The organism is Subtercola sp. PAMC28395 (assembly GCF_018889995.1).
GTDB lineage: Bacteria > Actinomycetota > Actinomycetes > Actinomycetales > Microbacteriaceae > Subtercola.
On sequence record NZ_CP076547.1, the window covers coordinates 226,909 to 247,310 of the forward strand.

Consider the following 20,402-nt stretch of genomic DNA (forward strand, 5'->3'; position numbering starts at 1 on the left):
CGAAGTTCTGGAGCGTACCCCTTGAGCATCATCACCGGCTACGACCCGAAAACCCTCCGCGAGACCATCGATGTTGCCGCGGCGGAGAGCCGACTCGCCGAACTGGGCACCCTTCGGAGCCTTTCGGCCCTCAACGAGAAGGTCAGCCTCCTACGCCTGCTCGACCGTCTCGATGAGGCCTGGGACGTCGCGAACGAAGCGTTGCGCCAGGCACGGTTCTCCGGCGACAGGGAGCAGGCACTCGCCGCTCGGATCCGCCGGGCCCAGGTGCAGCAGTACCAGGGCAAACTCGCTCCGGCGCTGACAGACCTGACCATCTGCGTCGAAGAAGCCCGGGGCCATGAATGGAGCGCGCTGGAGGCAACGGCCCTGCTCGCACGGGGCAAGACCTCGTTCGACCAGCGCGACTATACGGATGCCCTGCGTGACTTCAAGGCGGCTGTCTTCCTCTGGGAGAAGACCGGGGCCTCGATCGATCAGCTCGAGAGCACGATGATCGCGATCGGTGTTGCCGAAGCATTCGCCTCCTGAGTCGCTACTCTGGAGCCGCCAACCCAGCCTGTGGATAACTTCGAGGGAACGTCTGCGGTCTGATTTAGGCTGTGCTCGTGTCTGAACTACTCCGTGTTCGCAGCTGGGCGAACGCACTCATCACTCTCCATCTCGACCCTTCGGAATGGTCGTTCGGCTTCGACAATGCGAAGACCCGCGCGGGCCTCTGCGACTTCACCGCCAAGCGCATCACTGTCTCGCGCTATCTCGCCGCTCGCTTCGACGACGACGAGATCCACCAGGTGCTCCTCCACGAGATCGCCCACGCGATGGCTGGCCCGCGAGCTGGCCACGGGCCACGGTGGCGAGCTGTGGCGAGGGAACTCGGCTACGCCGGAGATCGCCTGCACCACGGAGAGACGGCGAAGGAGCTCGCACCCTGGGTCGGAACCTGCCCGCACGGCCACCTGCACTACCGCCATCGCAGGCCCACGCGCGAGACGGCATGCGGCAAGTGCTCCAAGCGATTCGACAGCGCCTACCTCATCAGCTGGGAGCGCCGAGAGATCAGCGCCGCCACACGGCGTCTGGCGCGCGCACCGCGCTCCCCTGTCTGAGCAACACGGCCTGAGCAACACGGCCTGAGCAACACCCGCGAGCAATCCACCCAGGGACACGAGGCGCTGGTCGGATGCCCCGACCTGGCCACTACTGGGCCCCGAGTGCAACTCGGATGATCGAACTCCGACGACACCCTCCGTCAACCTAGGGGATCAGCCCTCTTCGGCGAGCAGCGAGCACCGCCTCAAAACGCCCGGCGGCATCGAGCTTGCGCATCGCCGACGAGAGATAGCTCTTCACCGTACTCTCGGCGAGGTTGAGCTGCGCGCCAATCTGCGTATTGCGCTTGCCCAGTGCAACATGGGCCAGAACGTCAAGTTCACGGGGAGACAACTCGGACGACGAATGCAAACCGAGTTCTGCCTTCATTGTCGGCGCCAGTGAAACGGGCACGCCACGGCCGACCGAAGGCCGGAGACCACCAGCGGGCGATTCGATCGCCCCGTGTGCAGCGGGCTGGACATCACCCGGGCGAAGGACGTCGCTCAGAGGGAGGCTGGGCTTCGCATGGGCACCCAGGGCCCGGCCCACAGAGCCCAGGCGTCTCGCCACCTCGGGGTCTGTGACCGTGCGGCTGATCTCGCGCAGTTCTGCATAGAGTTCCCGGAGCTCGTCGCGTTCGTGTCGATCCAGCGCAGCTGACCCGCCCAGACCGCCTTCTGTCTCGAGAACAGCAACGCGACGCTCGACCTCGTCGTGCACCGAGTACTCCCAGGCCAGACCCTTCGCCACAGCCAGAGATTGGCGCACGACGGTGTCGCCGAACTGCGTGGCGAGACGGTGCCCCCCGTAGATCACAGCGCGAACAGAGCCGTCGACGACAACCGGAATCGCCAACAGGGAGACGATGTCCTCGGCCAGGACCTCCCTGTCGTAGCGATGGGTGATGGTCGTCGCGTGCCGGTACTGGGTCGCCGTCACCGGCCGTCGTTCGGAGATCGCCCGGCCCCCGAGGCCCTGGCTGGGCTCGATCAGCAGCCCGTTGAGGCTCTGCCCCCGGGTGCCGACGAAGGAGGTCAGCGGGGCTCCGTCACGAGTCACGAGACCACCGAAAGCGACCGCGAATTCGGCGCGCGTCGTGAGCGCCTTGAGGGCCTTCTGGAGTTGAGCCAGGTCGTACGAGGGGACGTCGGGCCCCATGGTCTACCTCCTTTGGGCGGTAGTACGGCACTGCGGTGTGCTCGTAGCCTGCAGCGTAGCAGTCAATTGCACGAGGTGTCAGCCTACGGAACATCGACCATTTCAAAGGAGAAATGCCATGCCTTTCGCACCCCTCACAGCCCGAACCCGGGTTCTCTCGTGAGCCAGCGCGTAGCCGAACACAAGGTACTCGGCGCCTACGAGAGCGTCGTGGCGCGTTCCACCGACGACCCCGAAGGCTTTTGGCTCGACGCGGCGCAGGCGATCGACTGGGATGTCTACCCGACTTCGGCGCTCGACGCTTCAGAGGCTCCGCTCTACCACTGGTTTCCGGATGCCCGGCTCAACACCAGCTACAACGCCCTCGATCGCCACGTGCTCGCGGGCCGGGGTGACGCCACTGCGCTGATCTACGACTCCCCCGTGGTGAACAAGTCGAAGAGCTACAGCTACAGCCAGCTGCTCGACAAGGTCGCCAGGTGCGCCGGCATGCTCGCTGACCTCGGCGTGGTGAAGGGCGACCGGGTCGTGATCTACCTGCCGATGATTCCCCAGGCGATCGTGGCAATGCTTGCCTGCGCCCGGTTGGGCGCCGTGCACTCGGTCGTATTCGGTGGATTCGCCGCGAAGGAACTCGCCGCACGACTGGACGATGCCGGTGCGAAAGTGATCATCACAGCATCCGGTGGCATCGAACCGAGCCGGGTCGTCGAGTACCTGCCGACCATCGTCGAAGCCCTGGCGCTGAGTGCCCACACGGTGGAGACGGTGATCGTCAAAGACCGGCCGGAAGTGCCCGGCGCAGCCGCCGACTACCACGGCGACGACGACACCCGCTGGATCGACTGGCACAGCACGATGGTCGATGCCGCCCCCCATGCGCCCGTTTCAGTGGCCGCCACTGATCCGCTCTACATTCTCTACACCTCAGGCACCACGGGCTCGCCGAAGGGCGTCGTTCGTGACAACGGCGGCCATGCGGTCGCAATGGCCTGGTCGATGACGAACATCTACGACGTGCACCCGGGTGACGTCATGTGGACCGCGAGTGACGTCGGTTGGGTGGTCGGCCACTCCTACATCGTCTACGGCCCGCTGTTGGCGGGAGCGACGACCGTGCTCTACGAGGGAAAACCCGTCGGCACCCCCGACGCAGGGGCGTTCTGGCGCGTGGTGTCGGACTACAAGGTCAAGACGCTCTTCACCTCTCCCACAGCCCTCCGCTCGATACGCAAGGCCGACCCACACGCGAGCCTGGCAAAGAACTACGACCTGTCGTGCCTCGACGCCCTGTTTCTGGCTGGCGAGCGCCTTGACCCCGACACCTGGACCTGGGCGACAGCACTGCTCGAAAAACCCGTCATCGACCACTGGTGGCAGACCGAGACCGGCTGGGCCATCTGCGCGAGCCCGCACGGCATCGAACACCTGCCACTGCGCGCCGGTTCGCCGTCGTTCCCCTCGCCCGGCTACAACGTCGAGATCGTCGACGACGCAGGGCTCAAGGTCGGCGTGCTCGACGAGGGTCACATCGTGATCAAGCTCCCCCTGCCACCCGGCACCCTGGCCACCCTGTGGAAGGGCGACCAACGCTACATCGACGGCTACCTCAGTGCCTTCCCCGGCTACTACCTCACCGGCGACTCCGGCTACTTCGACCGCGAAGGCTACCTCTACGTCATGGGGCGCACCGACGACATCATCAACGTGGCCGGGCACCGCCTGTCGACGGGGTCGATGGAGCAGGTGCTGTCACAGCATCCATTCGTCGCCGAGTGCGCGGTGATCGGCCTGCACGACCCGATCAAGGGCCAGAAGCCTGCCGGTTACGTCGTACTGAAGAGCGGCGTGACGGATGCTGACGCCGAGGTGTTGGCAAGGGAGCTCATCGCCATGGTGCGCGGGCAGATCGGCGCCGTTGCGGCATTCAAGGACGTGACCGTGGTCTCGGCGCTGCCGAAGACCCGGTCGGGCAAGATTCTGCGCAAAACCATGCGGCAGATCATCAACGGCGAGGACTACGTGGTTCCGCCGACGATCGACAACGTCGAGGCGATCAGCGTGATCGTCGCGACGATCAGCACCGCCGATTGAGTCACAGCTTCATAGGCGCGCCCTCGAAACCACGTCACCGGCAGCACCGGTTCCGAGACGCCACTGCGGAGCAACTCGACCAGCGGGTACCACCAGCACGACCATTCATCACTGAACCATTCATCGCAACACAAAGGAGTGTCACCATGAGTATCGCAACAGAGAAACCCCCGATCGCCCGAGCAGGAGAAGCCGAAGCAGGCATGCTGCCTGTGCTCCGCCCCAGTGCGATGGGCCGGCCCGACATCGCCGACCCCGGCGCCCTCGGGCTCGGGGCCTTCGCGCTCACCACCTTCATGCTGAGTCTGGCGAACTCGGGAATCATCCCGACTGCAGGTGCAGCCGTTCTCGGCATCGCGCTCTTCTACGGCGGAATCGCCCAGGTTGCCGCCGGGCTCTGGGAATTCACGAAGGGCAACACCTTCGGTGCCACGGCGTTCACCTCGTACGGTGCATTCTGGCTGGCCTTCTGGTGGCTCGACACGAACCCTGAAGTGGCCAAAACGGCCGGCGCCGCGGGCGTCGGTGCCTTCCTCCTGGCCTGGACCATCTTCACCGTCTTCATGACCGTCGCGGCGGTCAAGACCAGCGGCCTGCTGCTATCGGTGTTCGTCGTTCTGAGCCTGACGTTCATCGCCCTCACCATCGGCAAGTTCACCGGCCTGACGGGTATCACCCAGCTCGGCGGCTGGCTGGGCCTGCTCACGGCGGCCCTGGCCTGGTACGGGGCGTTCGCTGTCGTCATCAACTCGACGTGGAAGCGCGTGGTGCTTCCCGTCTGGCCCAGCAAGTAGGGCGCGGGCATCATGACGATCAGTGAATCGACAGTGCATCATCCGGCAGCCTTCGAGAACCTCGCCCACGAGAACCGGCGGTTCGCGCCCTCGCCCGAGTTCGCTGCCGCCGCGAATGTCACCGAGGCGATCTACGCAGAAGCCTCTGCCGACACCCTGGAATTCTGGGCGAAGCAGGCAGGGCGGCTGACCTGGGCAGAACCGTTCACCCAGACGCTCGACTGGAGCAATGCGCCGTTCGCCAAGTGGTTTGTCGGCGGCACGCTGAACGTCGCCGTCAACTGCCTCGACCGGCACGTCGAAGCGGGCCTCGGCGACAGGGTTGCCTACTACTTCGAGGGCGAACCCGGTGATACCCGCACAATCACCTACGCCGAACTCACCGATTCGGTGTGCCAGGCGGCGAACGTGCTCACCGGGCTCGGGGTGAAGGCGGGCGATCGCGTGGCGATCTACATGCCGATGATCCCCGAGACCGTGATCGCGATGCTCGCCTGCGCCCGGATCGGGGCACCGCACACCGTGGTGTTCGGCGGCTTCAGCGCCGACGCGCTCAAGACCCGCATTCTCGACTGCGACGCGACCGTGGTCATCACGGCCGACGGCGGGTATCGCAAGGGCACCATCAGCCCCATGAAGCCGACTGTCGACGCGGCGCTGGTCGACTGCCCGGATGTGACGGCCGTGCTCGTAGTCAAGCGCACCGGCATCGACGTCGGGTGGAACGAGGGGCGCGACGTGTGGTGGCACGAGAGCGTGGAGCGGGCGAGCAGCGTGCACGATGCGCAGGCGTTCGACTCCGAGCATCCGCTCTATGTCATGTACACCTCGGGCACAACCGGCAACCCGAAGGGCATTCTGCACACCTCCGGCGGGTACCTGACCGGCAGTTCGTTCACCCAGTGGGAGGTCTTCGACCTCAAACCCGAGACTGATGTCTACTGGACGGCCGCTGACATCGGCTGGGTCACCGGGCACAGCTACATCGTCTACGGCCCGCTTTCGAACGCCACCACCTCGGTGCTGTACGAGGGCACGCCCGACTCGCCGCACAAGGGTCGCTGGTGGGAGATCATCGACAAGTACAAGGTGACGACGCTGTACTGCGCACCAACGGCGATCAGGACCTTCATGAAGTGGGGCCACGAGATCGTGGAGCAGTACTCGCTCGAGAGCCTGCGCCTCATCGGTTCGGTGGGCGAACCCATCAACCCCGAGGCGTACATCTGGTACCGCGAAAACATCGGGCACAACACGGCACCGGTCGTCGACACCTGGTGGCAGACCGAGACCGGGTCGATCATGATCAGCCCGCTACCGGGAGTAACCCACGGCAAACCGGGGGCGGCCATGAAGGCGCTGCCGGGCATCGTGGCCGACGTGGTCGACGACGACGGGGTCTCCGTGCCCAATGGCACAGGTGGCTACCTGGTGATCAGCGAGCCGTGGCCGTCGATGCTCCGCACGATCTGGGGCGACGACCAGCGGTACGTCGACACCTACTGGTCGCAGTTCGCGGGCAAGTACTTCGCCGGCGACGGAGCCAAACGTGACGACGACGGCGACATCTGGCTTCTCGGCCGCGTCGACGACGTGATGAACGTCTCTGGCCACCGCCTGTCGACGACCGAGATCGAGTCGGCACTGGTGTCGAACCCGAAGGTCGCCGAGGCTGCGGTTGTCGGCGCTTCAGACCCGGTGACCGGCCAGGGCATCGTGGCGTTCGTCATCCTGCGAAGCGAAGCAGGCGACGGCGGCCCGCACGTCGTCCACGAGCTCCGGATGCACGTGGCAGCCCAGATCGGCAAGATCGCGACCCCGCGGCAGATCATGATCGTGGCCGAACTGCCGAAGACGCGCTCGGGCAAGATCATGCGCCGACTGCTTCGCGATGTGGCGGAGAACCGGCCGGTCGGCGACGTCACCACGCTGGCCGACACCTCCGTGATGGCCACCATCTCGGCGGGTATCTCCACGGGAATGCACGACGACTGAGAGGCAGCTATGACCGACACAAATCCGGATTCGATGGGCTCAACCGGGATACGATCATCCCCCGCCCGACGCATTCTGCTGATGGGCCCGCCCGGCGTGGGCAAAGGCACCCAGTCGAAGCGTCTCGCCGAGAGCATCAGCGTGCCGGCCATTTCCACGGGCGACCTGTTTCGCGAACAGGTCGCCCTGGGCACCCCGCTCGGGATGGAGGTCGACGCCCTCATCCACGGAGGGAAGTACGTGCCCGACGAGATCGTGAACGCCGTCGTGGCCGAGCGCCTCGCTCGACCTGACGCCGCGGAAGGGTTCATACTCGACGGCTACCCCCGAACACTCGAACAAGTGGGCCAGCTCGAGAACACCCTCGCCCAGCTGGGTACGGTACTGGATGCCGCACTGCTGCTGAGCGTCGGCGAAGCACAGATCCGCGAGCGCCTGGCAGAGCGCGCGCGCGTCGAAGGCCGGCTCGATGACACTCCGGAGGTGATCCGGGTCAGGCTGAACACGTACGAGTTGCAGACGGCCCCGTTGGCGAAGGCCTTCGAAGAGCGCGGAATACTGCACAGGGTCTTCGGTGAGGGAACACCTGACGAGGTGGCGGGTCGCATCAGTCGGAGCCTGGGCGTGACAGAGCGTGCCTCGTGGCGGGTGGCCTAGAGCTCTTTTTCGGTGCTGGTCAACGACGGGACACAACTCGTCAGCAGCCACTGGGCAAAGAGGGGGCTGTCGGCGAGATCCGGGCGGAGTTCCTCGGCGATCATGACGGGTACCGGGTCGAGGCAGTGATCACTCACGACTTCGACATGGAGACCATCGTCGTGACCGGACCCCGAGACCTCGACGCAGCTTCCGCTCAGGTCAGTCGCTGGCCGTTCACCTTCGCGCTCTCGCAACTTGACGACATGGCGTGTCATCAGTCATAGTGATGACACGCCATGTCATAAGTCAGGGCGTGAGAGGAAACCATGCCCAGGAACGAGCTGCCCGTTGTCGTCATCGGAGCCACAGGTTTCGTCGGTGGACGAGTCGTCGCGGCCCTGCGTGAAAGACGTCATCTCGTGCGATGCCTGGTGCGAGATGCCGACAAGGGCCAGACGCTCGCCGGGGACGGCGTCGAGGTTCTGCACGGCGACATGCTTGACTTTCGAGCAGTAGAAGACGCTCTCACGGGGTCAAGCACGGTGGTCGTCTGCGTGCACACTCTTTCGCGCCAGATCGCCGCGCAGAGCGATCAGGGCTTCATGGACATCGAAGCAGCAGGTATGTCGAATGTGATTGCCGCCTGCCGCGTCACCGGCGTGAAGCGCGTCGTCTACGTGACATCGATCGGGGTGGCCGAACACGCCACCAGCAGCTGGCTTCGAGGGAGGTGGCAGACTGAACAGGCGCTCCTCTCAAGCGGCCTCGACGCCACCATTGTGCGCCCCGGCATAATCGTGGGGCAGGGCGGTGACGGTTTCGGCATCGTGACGCGGGCAGCCACGAAGGCGTACGCCATCGCCGTTGCCGGCCCGAGACAGAAGTTCCGCACTGTTGCTGTCGACGACCTGGCCAACGACATCGTCGACCTCATCGATCTTCCCCAGGCTTTCGGCAGCGCGCTGGACGTCGGATCGGACGACGTGCTGACGATGAGAGAGATGGCGACGATCACCGCCGACACGCTGGGCCGAAGGCGAGGCATGATCGTCTTCATTCCTGGCCGTGTCATCCGGTTCCTCGCTCCGGCCATCGAGCGCATCGCACGGGTGCCAGCAGGGGCGATTTCGGGGTTTGTCGGCGAGGGCGCACGGGGAGACATGGTGGGTGACCCGACTGAGCTGAGGGAGATTCTCGGCCGATCGGACAGGCCGTTTCGCGACGCGATCGTCGGGATGGAAGCCTGATGACGAACTCGCAGAACACCGAGCCGACCTCCGCCTCGAATGCGTCAACGAACCCCGGCGAGGCACACCAGGCTCTCTGGCTCAGTTCAGCGGGAGCATCCATGCAGCTGAAGGATGCCCCCATCCACACGCCGCGCGCGGACGAGATTGTCGTGCGAACCAGGGCTATTGCCGTCAACCCGATCGACGCCATGGGCGGCATCGCCCGGCGCGTCGTGCTCCCCTGGCTGACGTACCCCGCCGTCATCGGTTCGGATGTCGCGGGCGAGGTCGTGGCCGTCGGCTCGTCTGTCGCCGGTCTGAGCGTCGGTGACCGCGTTGTCGGGTACGCGGTCGGAATCGAGCGCAGTCGGAACAGTGCTGCGGAGGGGGCCTTCCAGACCCACGTGGTTCTGCTCGCGAGGCTTGTCTCGCGCCTTCCGGAGACGATGTCATTCGCCGACGCCTGCGTGTTGCCGATGGGGCTCACGACCGCTGCCGCCGGCCTCTTCGAACACGACCAGCTCGCCCTCGAGCTGCCTGCCGCCGGCGCGAGCCCGCGCAACCAGACCATTCTCGTCTTCGGCGGGGCGACGAGCGTCGGCATGAACGCGATCCAGCTTGCGCGAGGCGCGGGGTACACCGTGCTGGCCACCGCCTCCCGGAGCAACTTCGAACTGCTCGAGGAACTCGGCGCCTCGAAGGTGGTGGACTACCATGACCCCGATGCCGTGGAGCAGATCATCCACCACCTCTCGGGGCGACACCTCGCGGGAACCCTGGCCGTGGCCAGCGGCTCCCTGCGCCAGGCGATCGCCGTGAACGCTGCACCGACGGTGGTCGGCACACGGCGTGTTGCTTCTGCGCACCCCACGCCGGTGACGCGGATACGGGCCGTTCTGGCACGGCGCCACAAGATCCAGGTCACCGCGATCTGGGGCGGCAACCCGAAAGACACGCCCGTCGGGCCTGCGGTGTGGAACGATTTTCTGCCCGGGGCGCTTGCGAGCGGGAGCTACTCGGCTGCTCCCATCGCAGTCGTCGTCGGTAACGGACTGGAAGCACTACCGGAGGCTCTGGCCCGACTTCGGCAGGGAGCGCGAGCCCAGAAGTTCGTCGTCACTCTGTAGCGGTCGTCGCACTGTAGCTCGTCGTCACACTGCAGGTCGAGCCAGACTGGATCGCGTCACTGGCCGTGGAGCCGGGGCCGTCACGAAAGGTCACTGAGTAGGATTTGGGCATGGGACGATGGATGCCCGAAGCGGGCGAACGGCTGGAACGCGCGGCATTCGAACTCTTCGCTGAGAATGGATTCGCTGAGACGACGGTTCCTCAGATCACGGCGCGAGCGGGCCTCACCACCCGCACGTTCTTCCGGTATTTCACCGACAAGCGTGAAGTGCTCTTCAGTTTCGACGAGCAGCTGCCCCACATCATTGCGGAGGTCATGGCCGAAGCACCGCCGGAAATGACCCCACTCGCCGTGATCGGCCACAGTCTCGACGTCATCGCCACGAATCAACTCGCGGGCCAGCAGCACTACCTTCGGGCCCATCGAGCAATCGTGGAGTCGGACGACGGTCTTCGTGAGCGGGCGCTTCGCAAGCAGGCGATCATGATCAAGGCGGTCGAGACCGGTTTTCACGATCGGGGTCTCGATGAGCTCACGGCGCGGCTCAGCGCCCATCTCGCAGTGACGGTCTTCAGCGTCGCGGTCGAGCGCTGGCTAGATCTGAACGATGACCTGCCCTTGACTGAGATATTGCACGACACCCTTGGGAGGCTGGCCACTCTCGCCACCGAGCCGACCACAGTGCGGGAAGTCCGATTTCTGTAAAATATTCTTTACACTCTCGACTTGGCAATCGTTGTAAGATATTTTTTACATTGTCCTACATTAGGCACTTTGTATAGAATACTTGACACGGAGGCCCTGTGGACTGGATGAATGTCTTCTCGAGCGAAGACATCGGCGCGTACATCGCTCACCTGCGCATAGGTGAAGGTCTCACACAGGCAGACTTCGCAGAACGGATTGGTGTGTCGAGACCGACCATCTCCAGTCTTGAGAACGGTGGGGCCGTGTCGGCCCGGCTCATGGTGAAAGCGATCAATTCACTGGGATCGCGCCTGGTCATCGTCCCCAAGTCGGCGGCAGTCACCGTTCGCGAGCTCCCTCATGAGTGAGGCGCTGGAGGTCTGGCTGAGAGACCGGAGAATCGGCTCGCTCAAACCGACCAGGCGAGGCGCGAGCTTCAGCTTCGACGAAGACATTGTGACTTCGTCGCCGGGGTTGCCGACGCTCTCAACTGCCCTACCGGTGAGAGCGCCATCAGCAGATGCGGAACTCACACGAGCGTGGTTCACCGGGCTACTGCCCGAAGGCCAGCAACGCGTCGAAGTATCGCGTCGATTCGGGCTGGAATCCGGTAGCTATTTCGACATGCTCCGTGAAACCGGCTGGGAATGCGCGGGTGCCGTCGTCGTCGTTCCACCGCAGGGTGCTCCACGATCCGCTTCACTTCGGGCGTTGACGGCGAGCGACATCACAGAACGGCTGAACGCCTTGCCCGGGCATCCATTTGACGCAAATGACGCCCTGAGGATCTCACTGGGCGGGTACCAGGCCAAGATGCTCGTCACCAGCTCAGCCGAGGGATGGTCGCTCCCCCTCGACGGCGCGATTTCGACTCACATTCTGAAGCCGCAACCGGCACGGCAGTGGCCTGGCATCATCGAAGGCGAAGCGTGGACTATGACGCTTGCTGCCTCGACCACCCCCACTGCAGAGGTCGACCTGATGCGCCTGGACGGGGCACCTCTCACTCTCGTCGTCACGCGATTCGATCGGATCGAGGTCGGCGGGACGCTGATCCGTATTCATCAGGAAGACGCCGCGCAGGCAATGGGGATCCACCCCGACCGCAAATATGCCAGCCGACAGGCGTCGAAGTCTGACCCGTCGTTGCTGAAGATCGCCGGGCTTCTGGAACGATATTCCGCGGCACCACGAACAGACCTCCATCGCCTTCTGCAACAGGTGGTCGTGAACGTCGCCGTCGGAAATACGGACGCACACGCCAAGAACTACGGCATCATGCATCGCACCGAAGTCGAAATCAGCCTCAGCCCGATGTATGACGTCGTGCCGGCAGCCGTCGTCAACCCGGCCACAACGGAAATGGGTCTTCGAGTTGGCGGAACGCTCCTTGCAGACCGCGTCACCACGACGAAGATCATCGACGAAGCTCGATCGTGGGGCATGCGCGAGAACGAAGCGCGGCATGAAGTCGAAGAGACGCTGGTCGCACTCAGGGCGGGTACGGAGTACGCCGACGAGCGCTACCCAGACACACCGCCTGCGATCTCAGCGTGGGTGTCGGGACGAATCGGAGAGTTGCTCGACCAACTCGCTGTCGGGGTGAGCCGACACGAGTCGGTCTGAGCCGGCCTCCCGTGACTGGGCTACTCAGTGGATGAGCACCTTCAGGGCGTCGTGCTGGGCCGCATTGCCGAAGACCTCGTAGGCGTCGAGCACCTGGTCGAACCCGAACTCGTGGGTGACGAACTTCTCGGCAGGCAGCTTGTGCTCGGCGACGAGCTTCAGCAGCATGCCGAGGGTGTTCGTGTTCACGAGGCCGGTCGAGATGTCGATGTTCTTGATCCAGAGTTCGTTGAGGGCGAGGTCGACCGATTTGCCGTGCACACCCACGTTGGCGACATGGCCGCCGGGGCGAACGATCTGGGTGCACATCGTGAAGGTGTTCGGGATGCCCACCGCTTCTATTGCGACATCGACACCCTGGCCGTCGGTGAGGGCCAGAACCTGTTCCTTCCAGTCGGCGTCGCCTGAATTGACCGTGTTCGTCGCGCCGAAGTCCGCGGCACGCTTGAGCCTCGCGTCGTCGAGGTCGATCGCAATGATCTTGGAGGGGCCGTAGAGTCGTGCTGTCATGACGGCAGAAAGACCGACGGGGCCTGATCCGATGACGGCAACGACGTCACCGGGAGCAACGTGACCGTACTGAACGCCGATCTCGAAGCCGGTCGGCAGAATGTCGGAGAGAAGGATGCCCTCGGCATCCGTCACGCCCTCTGGCACCTTGTAGACGGAGTTCTCGGCGAACGGCACCCGCACGTACTCGGCCTGGGTGCCATCGATCATGTAGCCGAAGATCCAGCCGATACCGGCGATTCCCTCGGGGTCTTCGCAGTGGCTGTAGAGGCCCTTGCGACAGTTCGAACACCGGCCGCACGAACTGACGCAGGCCAGGATCACCTTGTCGCCGACGGCCAGCTGGGTGACGCCCTCGCCGATCTCGGTGATCACACCGATGCCTTCGTGCCCGAGGATGCGCCCGGCACTCACTTCTGGCACATCGCCTTTGAGAATGTGGAGGTCGGTGCCGCAGATGGTGGTCGCGACCATCTTCACGATCACATCGGTCGGTGCCTTCAGCACCGGGTTCGGCACTTCTTCCCAGCTCTTCTGGCCTGGACCTTTGTAGACGAGCGCCTTCATGGAGTTCTCCCTGCTTGATGCGATGGGAGGTTCGTGACCGCCCAGGGGGCGGCCTCTGCGCTGCCCCTCAGAGGCAAGCCAAGCGGAGTCACGCACTGGGGGATAGTGCCGAAGGTCCCCCGTCGTCACTCGCAGGACGATTCTCAATCCTTCACATCCGCTTGGCCGCACTCACCCAGCGACGCTCATTCGGCGACGCTCACTCGACGACGCTCACTCGACTACGGAGACCTCTTTCCAGAAGGCGACATAGTTGGTGAAATCCTTGCCGACCCGATCGAACGCGGAAGGGTACGGGTTCGGGTAGCTCCACGCACGGTCTGTGAGCGTGGTGCCGCCGTCAACGACGCTGAAGTACTGGCACTCGCCCTTCCATGGGCAGGTGTACGGGGTATCGCTCTTGGCGAGCAGTTCCACGTTCACGCTCGCTGGGGGGAAGTACCAGTTGCCCTCGATGGAGATGAGGTCTTCTTTCGGAGCTTCGGCGATCACCGTGCCGTTGACTACTGCCTTCATGATGGGTCCTCTCGAATCACGAACAGAAAATGACGAACAGAAACACGAACGCGGGCCCCGCGGCCCAGAGGCTTGATCACACGTGCGCCTCTCCTGCTATGCAACCACGCCTTGCCGGGAATCGATACCGCTTGCGGCCGAAACCAGATCCACTCGCCCTGCCTCGACGAGCGCGCGGCCCGCAACTGACGCCGTGAGCAGATGACCGACGGCCCGCTCGAGCGAGGTGAAGGCCGCGCAGACAACAGCGGCCTCCGGTGAGCTGAAGTCGATGCCGAGGGTAGCAAGGGCGTCGATCACGGCTCCCGCGCCGAGGGTGTCTTCGGCGCCGTCGCTCGCGGCGATCACTGCTACCGAGACACGCGAGCCTCTCGCGACCTGCTGGGCGAGCATCCATTCGGCTGCGGCCGTGCGGGTGGCAAGATCGGCACGGATGCTCGGCACAGCCACCTCGACTGCCTCGGTGAATTCGCCGTCGACGCCGGGCAGCACGTCGACGTAGACGATCACGTCGGCGGCGGCACCCACCACAGCGAGCCCCTCCGCGCCGCGGCCGAACCGGACCTGGTAGTGCGCCTGTGCGGCGATGGAGTCAGTCACTCGTTCATCGTAATAGCGCGCAGGAACAGCGCAGGCGTGCGTGGCGAGGGCCCCGTTCGGCGAGTATGCCTGCGTGGCCCTACGCCACAGGCGAACCGCTGGCAAGAGCCACCGCAATTGTCTGCAACCGCGCGCCAGAAGAGTGAGACTGGAGCGATGAAGATAATGCTGAAGCTGATTCTCGACTGCGAGCCCGACGCTGCCTGGCGTGCGCTGCAGAGTCCGGCGGTCTTCCGAGAGGTTTCGGCCCCTCTCCTCACCATGAAGTCGCTCGAACCGGGCGGTTTCGCAACGACTTGGCCGGAGGGTAAGAATCGCGTCGAGATAGATGCTCTCGGGCTGTTTCCGCTCGGTCGGCAGATCATCGACATCGACCGGTCGCGCACGCAGCACCCCGGGGTACGGATCGTTCGCGACAAGGGCCGGGGCGTGACCGGCGCTCTCAAGCTCGCGACGATCTGGGACCACCGGATGGCCGTGGCCGCCGACCCCGCCGGCACAGGCAAGACGCTCTACCGTGATCGCCTGGTGATCGGCGCCGGCCCGATGACCCCGGCCCTCTGGGCGAGCCTCTGGGCGTTCTGGCAGCTCAGGGGAATCCGCCTGCGCGAGCTGGCACCGACCTGGGCATTCGACCCGGAGATCGTCGGCGCCGACGAGGCTGCCGATGCTACTGAGAAAGCGGCGGAGCAGGATCGCCTGGGCGCCGAGTCGCCGGCGGAGGTGCTCGCCGAACCGCCGGTCGCCGGATCGAACGTTCTCGGCGTCGACCCCGACCTGGGCGTGTCATGAGCGTTGCGGGTGTCGAGGGCGCAGCCGCTGCGATGCCCGTGACGGCGATCGAGGTCGCTGACTGGCGCCGCCGGGTGTTCGCCATCTACGCCGAAGTGCGACGCCTCAGCGTCGACGACGTTGTGGGTGCGCATTCGTACTGGCGAGCGGCTCGCGACGAGCTCTTCGCCACCCACCCCCAGACTCCACTGTTGCCGGAGGATCGCGTGGGTTTCGCCGGGCTGCCCGTGGCCGACTACGACCCTGCCTGGCGGTTCGACGTCGAGTTGGTTGCCCCCACAGAGCCTGCAGGATTCGACTTCGAGACAGGCACCGACGGCGTCGTGCCGTTCGAGCTGATCGGCCGCGCAGAGATCGGCGGTGTCGGCGTGCTCGATGTCTGGCGGCTGAAGTCCTACGGTGGCGGCATCTTCGTGCCGGTGCGCGACGGGCTTGCCGGGCGCGAAGGCGGCACCTATGGCGGGGGCCGGTATCTGCTCGACACCATCAAGGGGGCCCACCTGGGTGAGGGGGCGGGGCCCGGCTCCCTCGTGCTCGACTTCAATTTCGCCTACAACCCCTCGTGCGCCTACGACCCGGCGTGGGCGTGCCCGCTGGCCCCGCTGGGCAATCGTGTGGCGGCGGCGATCCCTGTCGGCGAGCTGTATTCGTGAGGAGCGTCGCCTCGGCGGTGCCACCGCGGGCACCGATCCGCTCGCCCATGCGCACCCTCTCATAGGAAGGCCATAGAAACAGACAAGGGAGCTCATAGCCCGCTACCAGAAGCTGAGGGTCATCCTCAGTGAAAGGTGGGCATCGTGTCTGCTTCAACAGCTTCTCCTTCGGCAGCTTCCAGCGCGGCTGCAGCTTCTGCCCCGACCGGTTCGGTGCCGACCGGTTCTGCGCCGCAGGGTTCACAGCCGGCGACTGTCGGCCGATCATCCGGTGGCCGAAGCCGAATCGGGCGAATCGTGTTCGGCGACCGAACCGCCCCCTCGTGGGCACGGCCGAGCCTCGTCGCCCTGCTGCTCGTGACCGCCGCGGTGTACCTCTGGAACCTGAGCGACAGCGCCTATGCCAACACGTTCTACGCAGCGGCCGTCGAGGCCGGGTCCAAGAGCTGGAAGGCCCTGTTCTTCGGGTCTCTCGACTCGTCGAACTTCATCACCGTCGACAAGCCGCCCGCCTCGCTCTGGGTGATGGGCATCTCGGCGCGACTCTTCGGGTTCTCGAGCTGGAGCCTCCTGGTGCCGCAGGCCCTGATGGGCGTGGCATCGGTGGCGCTGCTCTTCGGCGCGGTGAGACGCAGCCTGGTCGCCGTGGGCCCCACGCTCAGCGTCGCGGGCGGCCTGCTCGCCGGCACGATACTGGCGTTCACCCCGGCGGCCGCACTGATGTTCCGTTTCGACAACCCGGATGCCATGCTCACCCTGCTCATGACGGCAGCCGCCTACTTCGTGGTTCGCGCGCTGCCGAAGGCGAGCTGGAGATGGCTCGCTCTGGCCGGCGTCGCCCTCGGGTTCGCCTTTCTCACCAAGATGCTGCAGGGCCTGCTGGTGCTGCCCGCGTTCGGCTTCGTCTACCTGCTTGCGGCTCCGACCGTGCTCTGGAAGCGGTTCGCGCACCTTCTGGTGGCCGCGGGCGCGCTCGTGGTCTCGGCCGGCTGGTGGGTGCTCACCGTTGCCCTGTGGCCGACGGATGCCCGGCCCTACATCGGCGGATCGACCAACAACACCGTGCTCGACCTCGTGTTCGGGTACAACGGTTTCGGTCGGCTTTTCGGGGGTTCTGGCGGCGGGGGTGGCACAAGCTCCGGAGTGTCAGGTTCGAGCTTCGGTGGTGCAACCGGGCTGCAGCGACTCTTCAGCAGCGAGATGGGGCTCGAGATCTCGTGGCTTCTGCCCGCTGCCCTTGTGGCTCTCGTACTGGGGCTCATCGTCACCCGCAAAGGCGGCCGGTCGAACCCGCTTCGCGCCGGACTGGTTCTCTGGGGCGGCTGGCTACTCGTGACAGGGCTCGTCTTCAGCTATATGAGCGGCACAGTGCACCCGTACTACACCGTCGCGCTGGCACCCGCGATCGGCGCGCTCGTCGCCCTCGGCGGTGTTGCCCTCTGGACGGCACGCAACACCTGGCTCGGCAGACTCGGCCTGGCGGTCATGATCGCCGGCTCTGGCGCCTGGTCGTTCGTGTTGCTCACTGAGAACGCCGACTGGCTACCGTGGCTCCGCTGGGTGCTGCTGGTGGGCTCTGTGCTCTCGGCGGTGGCCCTGGTGGTGGGTGCGGTCGCCGGGCTGCGAAGGATGACCGTGGTGGCCGTTCTCGCCGGCACACTCTTCGCTCTCGGCGGCTCGGGCGCCTATGCCGTGGCGACAGCGTCGGTGGCGCACGGCGGCTCGATCCCGACGGTCGGATCGTCGAGCTCGATGAGTATGGGCGGCGGCGCCCCCGGCGGAACCGCAGGCGGCGCAGGTGGCGGGGCGGCTCCGAGCGGCATGGCTTCGGGCGGCTCTGCTTCTGGCGGTGGCACACCTCCGAGCGGAACCGCGGGTGGAACGCCGCCAGCGGGCGCATCCGGCACGGGAACCACGACGAGCGGCACCGCGGATGCCGCGGCAACGGATTCAGCGGCACCAGCGCAGGCGGGAGCATCCACAACCGCGTCGTCGGAGGCGCTCGACGCTCTGCTCTCAGCGACGACGACCCGCTGGGCCGCGGCCGTCAACGGTTCGCAGTCGGCAGCGACTCTCGAGCTGAGTTCGGGCACCGCAGTGATGGCGATCGGCGGGTGGAGCAGTGATCCCACCCCTACACTCGCGGAGTTCCAGGCCTACGTAGCCGCTGGGGACGTCGGCTACTACGTGGTGAGCGGCCAGGGCGGAGGGGGTGCGCCCGGCGGTGGCACCAGCACGGCGAGCGCGATCGAGACGTGGGTGACGTCGACGTTCACGGCCACAACGGTGGGTAGCGCGACGGTCTACGACCTGACGGCAGGCTGAATTCCAGACCGACGTTCGTGATGCTGGGCGGCCCCAGCTGGGCCGGGCATCCGGTGCGCTATGCTGGAGACACTTGTGAGTGCAATTACGCGCTCCCTGCGTCGTAGAACGCAACTCTTCTGCGCAATTTCGGCCCCTGCGCGATGCACACACATCGCTTCGATCAACACACGCTGATCAAAAAACAGTGGGCCAGGCGATTGCTTTCGAAGAAAAATTCTCACGGCGAACGGATGTGCCCACCGGCACCTTCGCCACAACTTCCACCACGGAGTTCGATCCGCTGTGCAACAGCGTGTCGATCGAGATTGCGCAGACGCACCTCGCACAGCAGAGCTCTGCCGTGCACGCGCAGTTCACAGCCCAGGTGGAACCGATGCCAGCGAAAGGCACCGAAACCCCATGTCAACTGACACCCGCACCTCACACACTTCACCGGCCGATTCCAAGCCCGTGCCCGACTTCGCCACCCTCGGTGTTCCCGCCCCGATCGTTGCCAAGCTGACGGCCGACGGCATTCTGTCGCCGTTCCCCATCCAGGTCGACACCCTGCCAGACACCCTCGCCGGGCGCGACGTGCTCGGCCGAGGCAAGACCGGCTCTGGCAAGACCCTTGCCTTCTCGATTCCGATGATCGCCCGTCTCTCCGGTGCACTCGCCGGCGGCAAGCGTCGCCCCGGTCGCCCGCTCGGCCTCATTCTCGCGCCGACCCGCGAGCTCGCCACGCAGATCTCCGCCGTTCTCCAGCCGCTCGCTGACGCGTACGGCCTGAAGTCGACCACCATCTTCGGTGGCGTCTCGCAGCAGCGCCAGGTCGCGGCTCTCAAAGCCGGTGTCGATGTCGTCGTCGCCTGCCCCGGCCGCCTCGAAGACCTCATGAAGCAGGGCTTCGTCTCACTCGACGCCGTGGAGATCACCGTGCTCGACGAAGCCGACCACATGGCCGACCTGGGCTTCCTGCCCGTCGTCACGCGCATCCTCTCGAAGACGCCCGAGAACGGGCAGCGCCTGCTGTTCTCCGCGACCCTCGACAACGGCGTGGACAAGATCGTCAACCGCTTCCTGCACAACGAGGTCCTGCACTCCGTCGACGAGGCCAACTCGCCCGTCGCTGCCATGACCCACCACGTGTTCGAGGTCAACGACGCCGAGGCGAAGACCGCTCTCGTCAAGAAGCTCTCCTCGGGAACCGGCCGCCGCATTCTCTTCATGCGCACCAAGCACCACGCCAAGAAGCTCGCGCGCCAGCTCATCGAGGCCGGAATTCCGGCTGTCGACCTGCACGGCAACCTCTCGCAGGTCGCCCGTGACCGCAACCTCGCGGCGTTCAGCGCTGGCGACGTGAGTGTTCTCGTTGCGACCGACGTCGCCGCGCGTGGTGTGCACGTGGACGACATCGAACTCGTCATCCACGTCGACCCGCCGGCCGAGCACAAGGCCTACCTGCACCGCTCGGGCCGCACGGCACGCGCCGGCAGCGAGGGCGACGTGGTCACGATCATCCTGCCCGCACAGCGCAAGGACCTCGACCAGCTCATGCGCAAGGCAGCGATCTCGGTCGCCGTCGAGCGTGTTGCACTCGACTCCCCGTCGGTCGACGCACTGGTCGGCGAAGTCGCAGCCTACGTGAAGCCTTCGGATGCCCCGGTCACCCTCACCGGTGGCGGTCGTGCATTCGGCGGCGGCAATGGCGGTAACGGCGGCGGGCGTTCGCGCCAGGGCGGCAATTCACGCGGCGCCGGCGGCGGCCAGGGCGGATCGCAGGGAGCGAATGCCCAGCGCAAGCGCGCCCTTCGTGACGGTTCAGCGCCGGCCGCAGGCTCGGGCAACGGCGGAACCCGCCGCCCGCAGGGCTCTGGTGCCGGCGGCCGCAGCGGTGGCTCCACCACCGCCTGGTCGAGCTCGACCGGCAGCGCCGGAGCGACCTCAGCTCCTCGCGTTCGCCGCTCGGCTCCGCGCCGCGCGCAGGGATAGTCTCCTCACCGAAATGACG

At 65.6% G+C, this 20,402-nt stretch carries 21 protein-coding genes; 15 read left to right on the forward strand and 6 right to left on the reverse strand.

All coding sequences use genetic code 11. The features are described 5' to 3' along the window. Nucleotides 1-21 precede the first annotated feature (21 nt). Nucleotides 22-531 (forward strand): hypothetical protein, encoded by a 510-nt coding sequence (locus KPL76_RS01115; RefSeq protein ID WP_216334516.1) that lies wholly within the window; start codon nt 22-24, stop codon nt 529-531. Nucleotides 532-608: 77 nt separating this feature from the next. After that, the gene (locus tag KPL76_RS01120; RefSeq protein WP_216334517.1) at nt 609-1,109 is read left to right on the forward strand and encodes a SprT-like domain-containing protein; all 501 of its coding nucleotides are present in this window, start codon (nt 609-611) and stop codon (nt 1,107-1,109) included. Nucleotides 1,110-1,257: 148 nt separating this feature from the next. On the opposite strand, the gene KPL76_RS14655 is transcribed toward KPL76_RS01120, so the two are convergent. After that, nucleotides 1,258-2,253, reverse strand: a complete 996-nt coding sequence (locus KPL76_RS14655) for a LuxR C-terminal-related transcriptional regulator (RefSeq protein ID WP_253202097.1) — start codon at nt 2,251-2,253, stop codon at nt 1,258-1,260. Nucleotides 2,254-2,412: 159 nt separating this feature from the next. Between KPL76_RS14655 and KPL76_RS01130 the strand changes: the two genes are divergently transcribed. The 4 genes from KPL76_RS01130 (at nt 2,413) to KPL76_RS01145 (ending at nt 7,793) form a co-directional block, all read left to right on the forward strand. Further along, complete coding sequence (locus KPL76_RS01130) at nt 2,413-4,347, forward strand: AMP-binding protein (RefSeq protein WP_305803666.1); 1,935 nt, start codon at nt 2,413-2,415, stop codon at nt 4,345-4,347. A 146-nt stretch (nt 4,348-4,493) separates the two neighbouring features. Beyond that, nucleotides 4,494-5,141: an acetate uptake transporter gene (locus tag KPL76_RS01135; RefSeq protein ID WP_253202098.1), complete on the forward strand. Its 648-nt coding sequence runs from the start codon at nt 4,494-4,496 to the stop codon at nt 5,139-5,141. Between the two features lie 12 nt (nt 5,142-5,153). Further along, complete coding sequence (gene acs / locus KPL76_RS01140; RefSeq protein WP_216334519.1) at nt 5,154-7,136, forward strand: acetate--CoA ligase; 1,983 nt, start codon at nt 5,154-5,156, stop codon at nt 7,134-7,136. A 9-nt stretch (nt 7,137-7,145) separates the two neighbouring features. Next, complete coding sequence (locus tag KPL76_RS01145) at nt 7,146-7,793, forward strand: adenylate kinase (protein WP_216334520.1); 648 nt, start codon at nt 7,146-7,148, stop codon at nt 7,791-7,793. Here KPL76_RS01145 and KPL76_RS01150 read toward each other — a convergent pair. Continuing rightward, nucleotides 7,790-8,050, reverse strand: coding sequence for a hypothetical protein (locus KPL76_RS01150; protein ID WP_216334521.1), 261 nt, complete (start codon nt 8,048-8,050; stop codon nt 7,790-7,792). The two genes, KPL76_RS01145 and KPL76_RS01150, sit on opposite strands and share 4 nt — an antisense overlap. A 51-nt stretch (nt 8,051-8,101) precedes the next feature. Here KPL76_RS01150 and KPL76_RS01155 point away from each other — a divergent pair, with 51 nt between their 5' ends. Both KPL76_RS01155 and KPL76_RS01160 read left to right on the forward strand, forming a co-directional pair. Next, a complete protein-coding gene (locus KPL76_RS01155; RefSeq protein WP_216334522.1) occupies nt 8,102-9,022 on the forward strand; it encodes an SDR family oxidoreductase in 921 nt (306 codons plus the stop codon). Then, entirely contained in the window at nt 9,022-10,131 is a 1,110-nt protein-coding gene (locus KPL76_RS01160) for a zinc-binding alcohol dehydrogenase family protein (protein WP_216334523.1), read from the forward strand. Before KPL76_RS01155 ends, KPL76_RS01160 begins: the two co-directional genes overlap by 1 nt. Here KPL76_RS01160 and KPL76_RS14845 read toward each other — a convergent pair. Beyond that, the gene (locus tag KPL76_RS14845; RefSeq protein WP_256438716.1) at nt 10,121-10,243 is read right to left on the reverse strand and encodes a hypothetical protein; all 123 of its coding nucleotides are present in this window, start codon (nt 10,241-10,243) and stop codon (nt 10,121-10,123) included. The two genes, KPL76_RS01160 and KPL76_RS14845, sit on opposite strands and share 11 nt — an antisense overlap. Between KPL76_RS14845 and KPL76_RS01165 the strand changes: the two genes are divergently transcribed. The 3 genes from KPL76_RS01165 to KPL76_RS01175 all read left to right on the forward strand — a co-directional run bounded on the left by KPL76_RS01165 (nt 10,242) and on the right by KPL76_RS01175 (nt 12,446). Beyond that, a complete protein-coding gene (locus KPL76_RS01165; protein WP_216334524.1) occupies nt 10,242-10,838 on the forward strand; it encodes a TetR family transcriptional regulator in 597 nt (198 codons plus the stop codon). The genes KPL76_RS14845 and KPL76_RS01165 overlap by 2 nt on opposite strands. Nucleotides 10,839-10,945: 107 nt before the next feature. Continuing rightward, entirely contained in the window at nt 10,946-11,188 is a 243-nt protein-coding gene (locus KPL76_RS01170; RefSeq protein WP_253202279.1) for a helix-turn-helix transcriptional regulator, read from the forward strand. Continuing rightward, the gene (locus tag KPL76_RS01175) at nt 11,181-12,446 is read left to right on the forward strand and encodes a type II toxin-antitoxin system HipA family toxin (RefSeq protein ID WP_216334526.1); all 1,266 of its coding nucleotides are present in this window, start codon (nt 11,181-11,183) and stop codon (nt 12,444-12,446) included. Before KPL76_RS01170 ends, KPL76_RS01175 begins: the two co-directional genes overlap by 8 nt. 24 nt (nt 12,447-12,470) lie before the next feature. Here the strand turns inward: KPL76_RS01175 and KPL76_RS01180 are convergent, their stop codons facing one another. From KPL76_RS01180 to KPL76_RS01190, 3 genes are all read right to left on the reverse strand, one after another. Continuing rightward, a complete protein-coding gene (locus KPL76_RS01180) occupies nt 12,471-13,523 on the reverse strand; it encodes a zinc-dependent alcohol dehydrogenase family protein (RefSeq protein ID WP_205107180.1) in 1,053 nt (350 codons plus the stop codon). 213 nt (nt 13,524-13,736) lie between these two features. Next, nucleotides 13,737-14,039: a DUF427 domain-containing protein gene (locus KPL76_RS01185; protein ID WP_216334527.1), complete on the reverse strand. Its 303-nt coding sequence runs from the start codon at nt 14,037-14,039 to the stop codon at nt 13,737-13,739. A gap of 96 nt (nt 14,040-14,135) precedes the next feature. Beyond that, entirely contained in the window at nt 14,136-14,639 is a 504-nt protein-coding gene (locus tag KPL76_RS01190) for a hypothetical protein (RefSeq protein ID WP_216334528.1), read from the reverse strand. Nucleotides 14,640-14,795: 156 nt separating this feature from the next. Between KPL76_RS01190 and KPL76_RS01195 the strand changes: the two genes are divergently transcribed. The 4 genes from KPL76_RS01195 (at nt 14,796) to KPL76_RS01210 (ending at nt 20,383) form a co-directional block, all read left to right on the forward strand. Then, the gene (locus KPL76_RS01195) at nt 14,796-15,431 is read left to right on the forward strand and encodes a hypothetical protein (RefSeq protein WP_216334529.1); all 636 of its coding nucleotides are present in this window, start codon (nt 14,796-14,798) and stop codon (nt 15,429-15,431) included. Further along, complete coding sequence (locus KPL76_RS01200) at nt 15,428-16,084, forward strand: DUF1684 domain-containing protein (RefSeq protein WP_253202099.1); 657 nt, start codon at nt 15,428-15,430, stop codon at nt 16,082-16,084. The genes KPL76_RS01195 and KPL76_RS01200 overlap by 4 nt, the downstream gene beginning before the upstream one ends. Before the next feature lie 144 nt (nt 16,085-16,228). Then, a complete protein-coding gene (locus tag KPL76_RS01205; protein ID WP_216334530.1) occupies nt 16,229-18,409 on the forward strand; it encodes a glycosyltransferase family 39 protein in 2,181 nt (726 codons plus the stop codon). Between the two features lie 402 nt (nt 18,410-18,811). Continuing rightward, nucleotides 18,812-20,383, forward strand: a complete 1,572-nt coding sequence (locus KPL76_RS01210; protein WP_216334531.1) for a DEAD/DEAH box helicase — start codon at nt 18,812-18,814, stop codon at nt 20,381-20,383. The last annotated feature ends 19 nt before the right edge of the window (nt 20,384-20,402 follow it).

Bases quoted from the DNA above. Each gene is read 5' to 3' on its own strand.
- KPL76_RS14655 (WP_253202097.1), bottom strand. From the start codon at position 2,253: ATGGGGCCCGACGTCCCCTCGTACGACCTGGCTCAACTCCAGAAGGCC.
- KPL76_RS01135 (WP_253202098.1), top strand. From the start codon at position 4,494: ATGAGTATCGCAACAGAGAAACCCCCGATCGCCCGAGCAGGAGAAGCC.
- acs (WP_216334519.1), top strand. From the start codon at position 5,154: ATGACGATCAGTGAATCGACAGTGCATCATCCGGCAGCCTTCGAGAAC.
- KPL76_RS01145 (WP_216334520.1), top strand. From the start codon at position 7,146: ATGACCGACACAAATCCGGATTCGATGGGCTCAACCGGGATACGATCA.
- KPL76_RS01150 (WP_216334521.1), bottom strand. From the start codon at position 8,050: ATGACACGCCATGTCGTCAAGTTGCGAGAGCGCGAAGGTGAACGGCCA.
- KPL76_RS01155 (WP_216334522.1), top strand. From the start codon at position 8,102: ATGCCCAGGAACGAGCTGCCCGTTGTCGTCATCGGAGCCACAGGTTTC.
- KPL76_RS01160 (WP_216334523.1), top strand. From the start codon at position 9,022: ATGACGAACTCGCAGAACACCGAGCCGACCTCCGCCTCGAATGCGTCA.
- KPL76_RS01165 (WP_216334524.1), top strand. From the start codon at position 10,242: ATGGGACGATGGATGCCCGAAGCGGGCGAACGGCTGGAACGCGCGGCA.
- KPL76_RS14845 (WP_256438716.1), bottom strand. From the start codon at position 10,243: ATGCCCAAATCCTACTCAGTGACCTTTCGTGACGGCCCCGGCTCCACG.
- KPL76_RS01170 (WP_253202279.1), top strand. From the start codon at position 10,946: ATGAATGTCTTCTCGAGCGAAGACATCGGCGCGTACATCGCTCACCTG.
- KPL76_RS01175 (WP_216334526.1), top strand. From the start codon at position 11,181: ATGAGTGAGGCGCTGGAGGTCTGGCTGAGAGACCGGAGAATCGGCTCG.
- KPL76_RS01180 (WP_205107180.1), bottom strand. From the start codon at position 13,523: ATGAAGGCGCTCGTCTACAAAGGTCCAGGCCAGAAGAGCTGGGAAGAA.
- KPL76_RS01185 (WP_216334527.1), bottom strand. From the start codon at position 14,039: ATGAAGGCAGTAGTCAACGGCACGGTGATCGCCGAAGCTCCGAAAGAA.
- KPL76_RS01195 (WP_216334529.1), top strand. From the start codon at position 14,796: ATGAAGATAATGCTGAAGCTGATTCTCGACTGCGAGCCCGACGCTGCC.
- KPL76_RS01200 (WP_253202099.1), top strand. From the start codon at position 15,428: ATGAGCGTTGCGGGTGTCGAGGGCGCAGCCGCTGCGATGCCCGTGACG.
- KPL76_RS01210 (WP_216334531.1), top strand. From the start codon at position 18,812: ATGTCAACTGACACCCGCACCTCACACACTTCACCGGCCGATTCCAAG.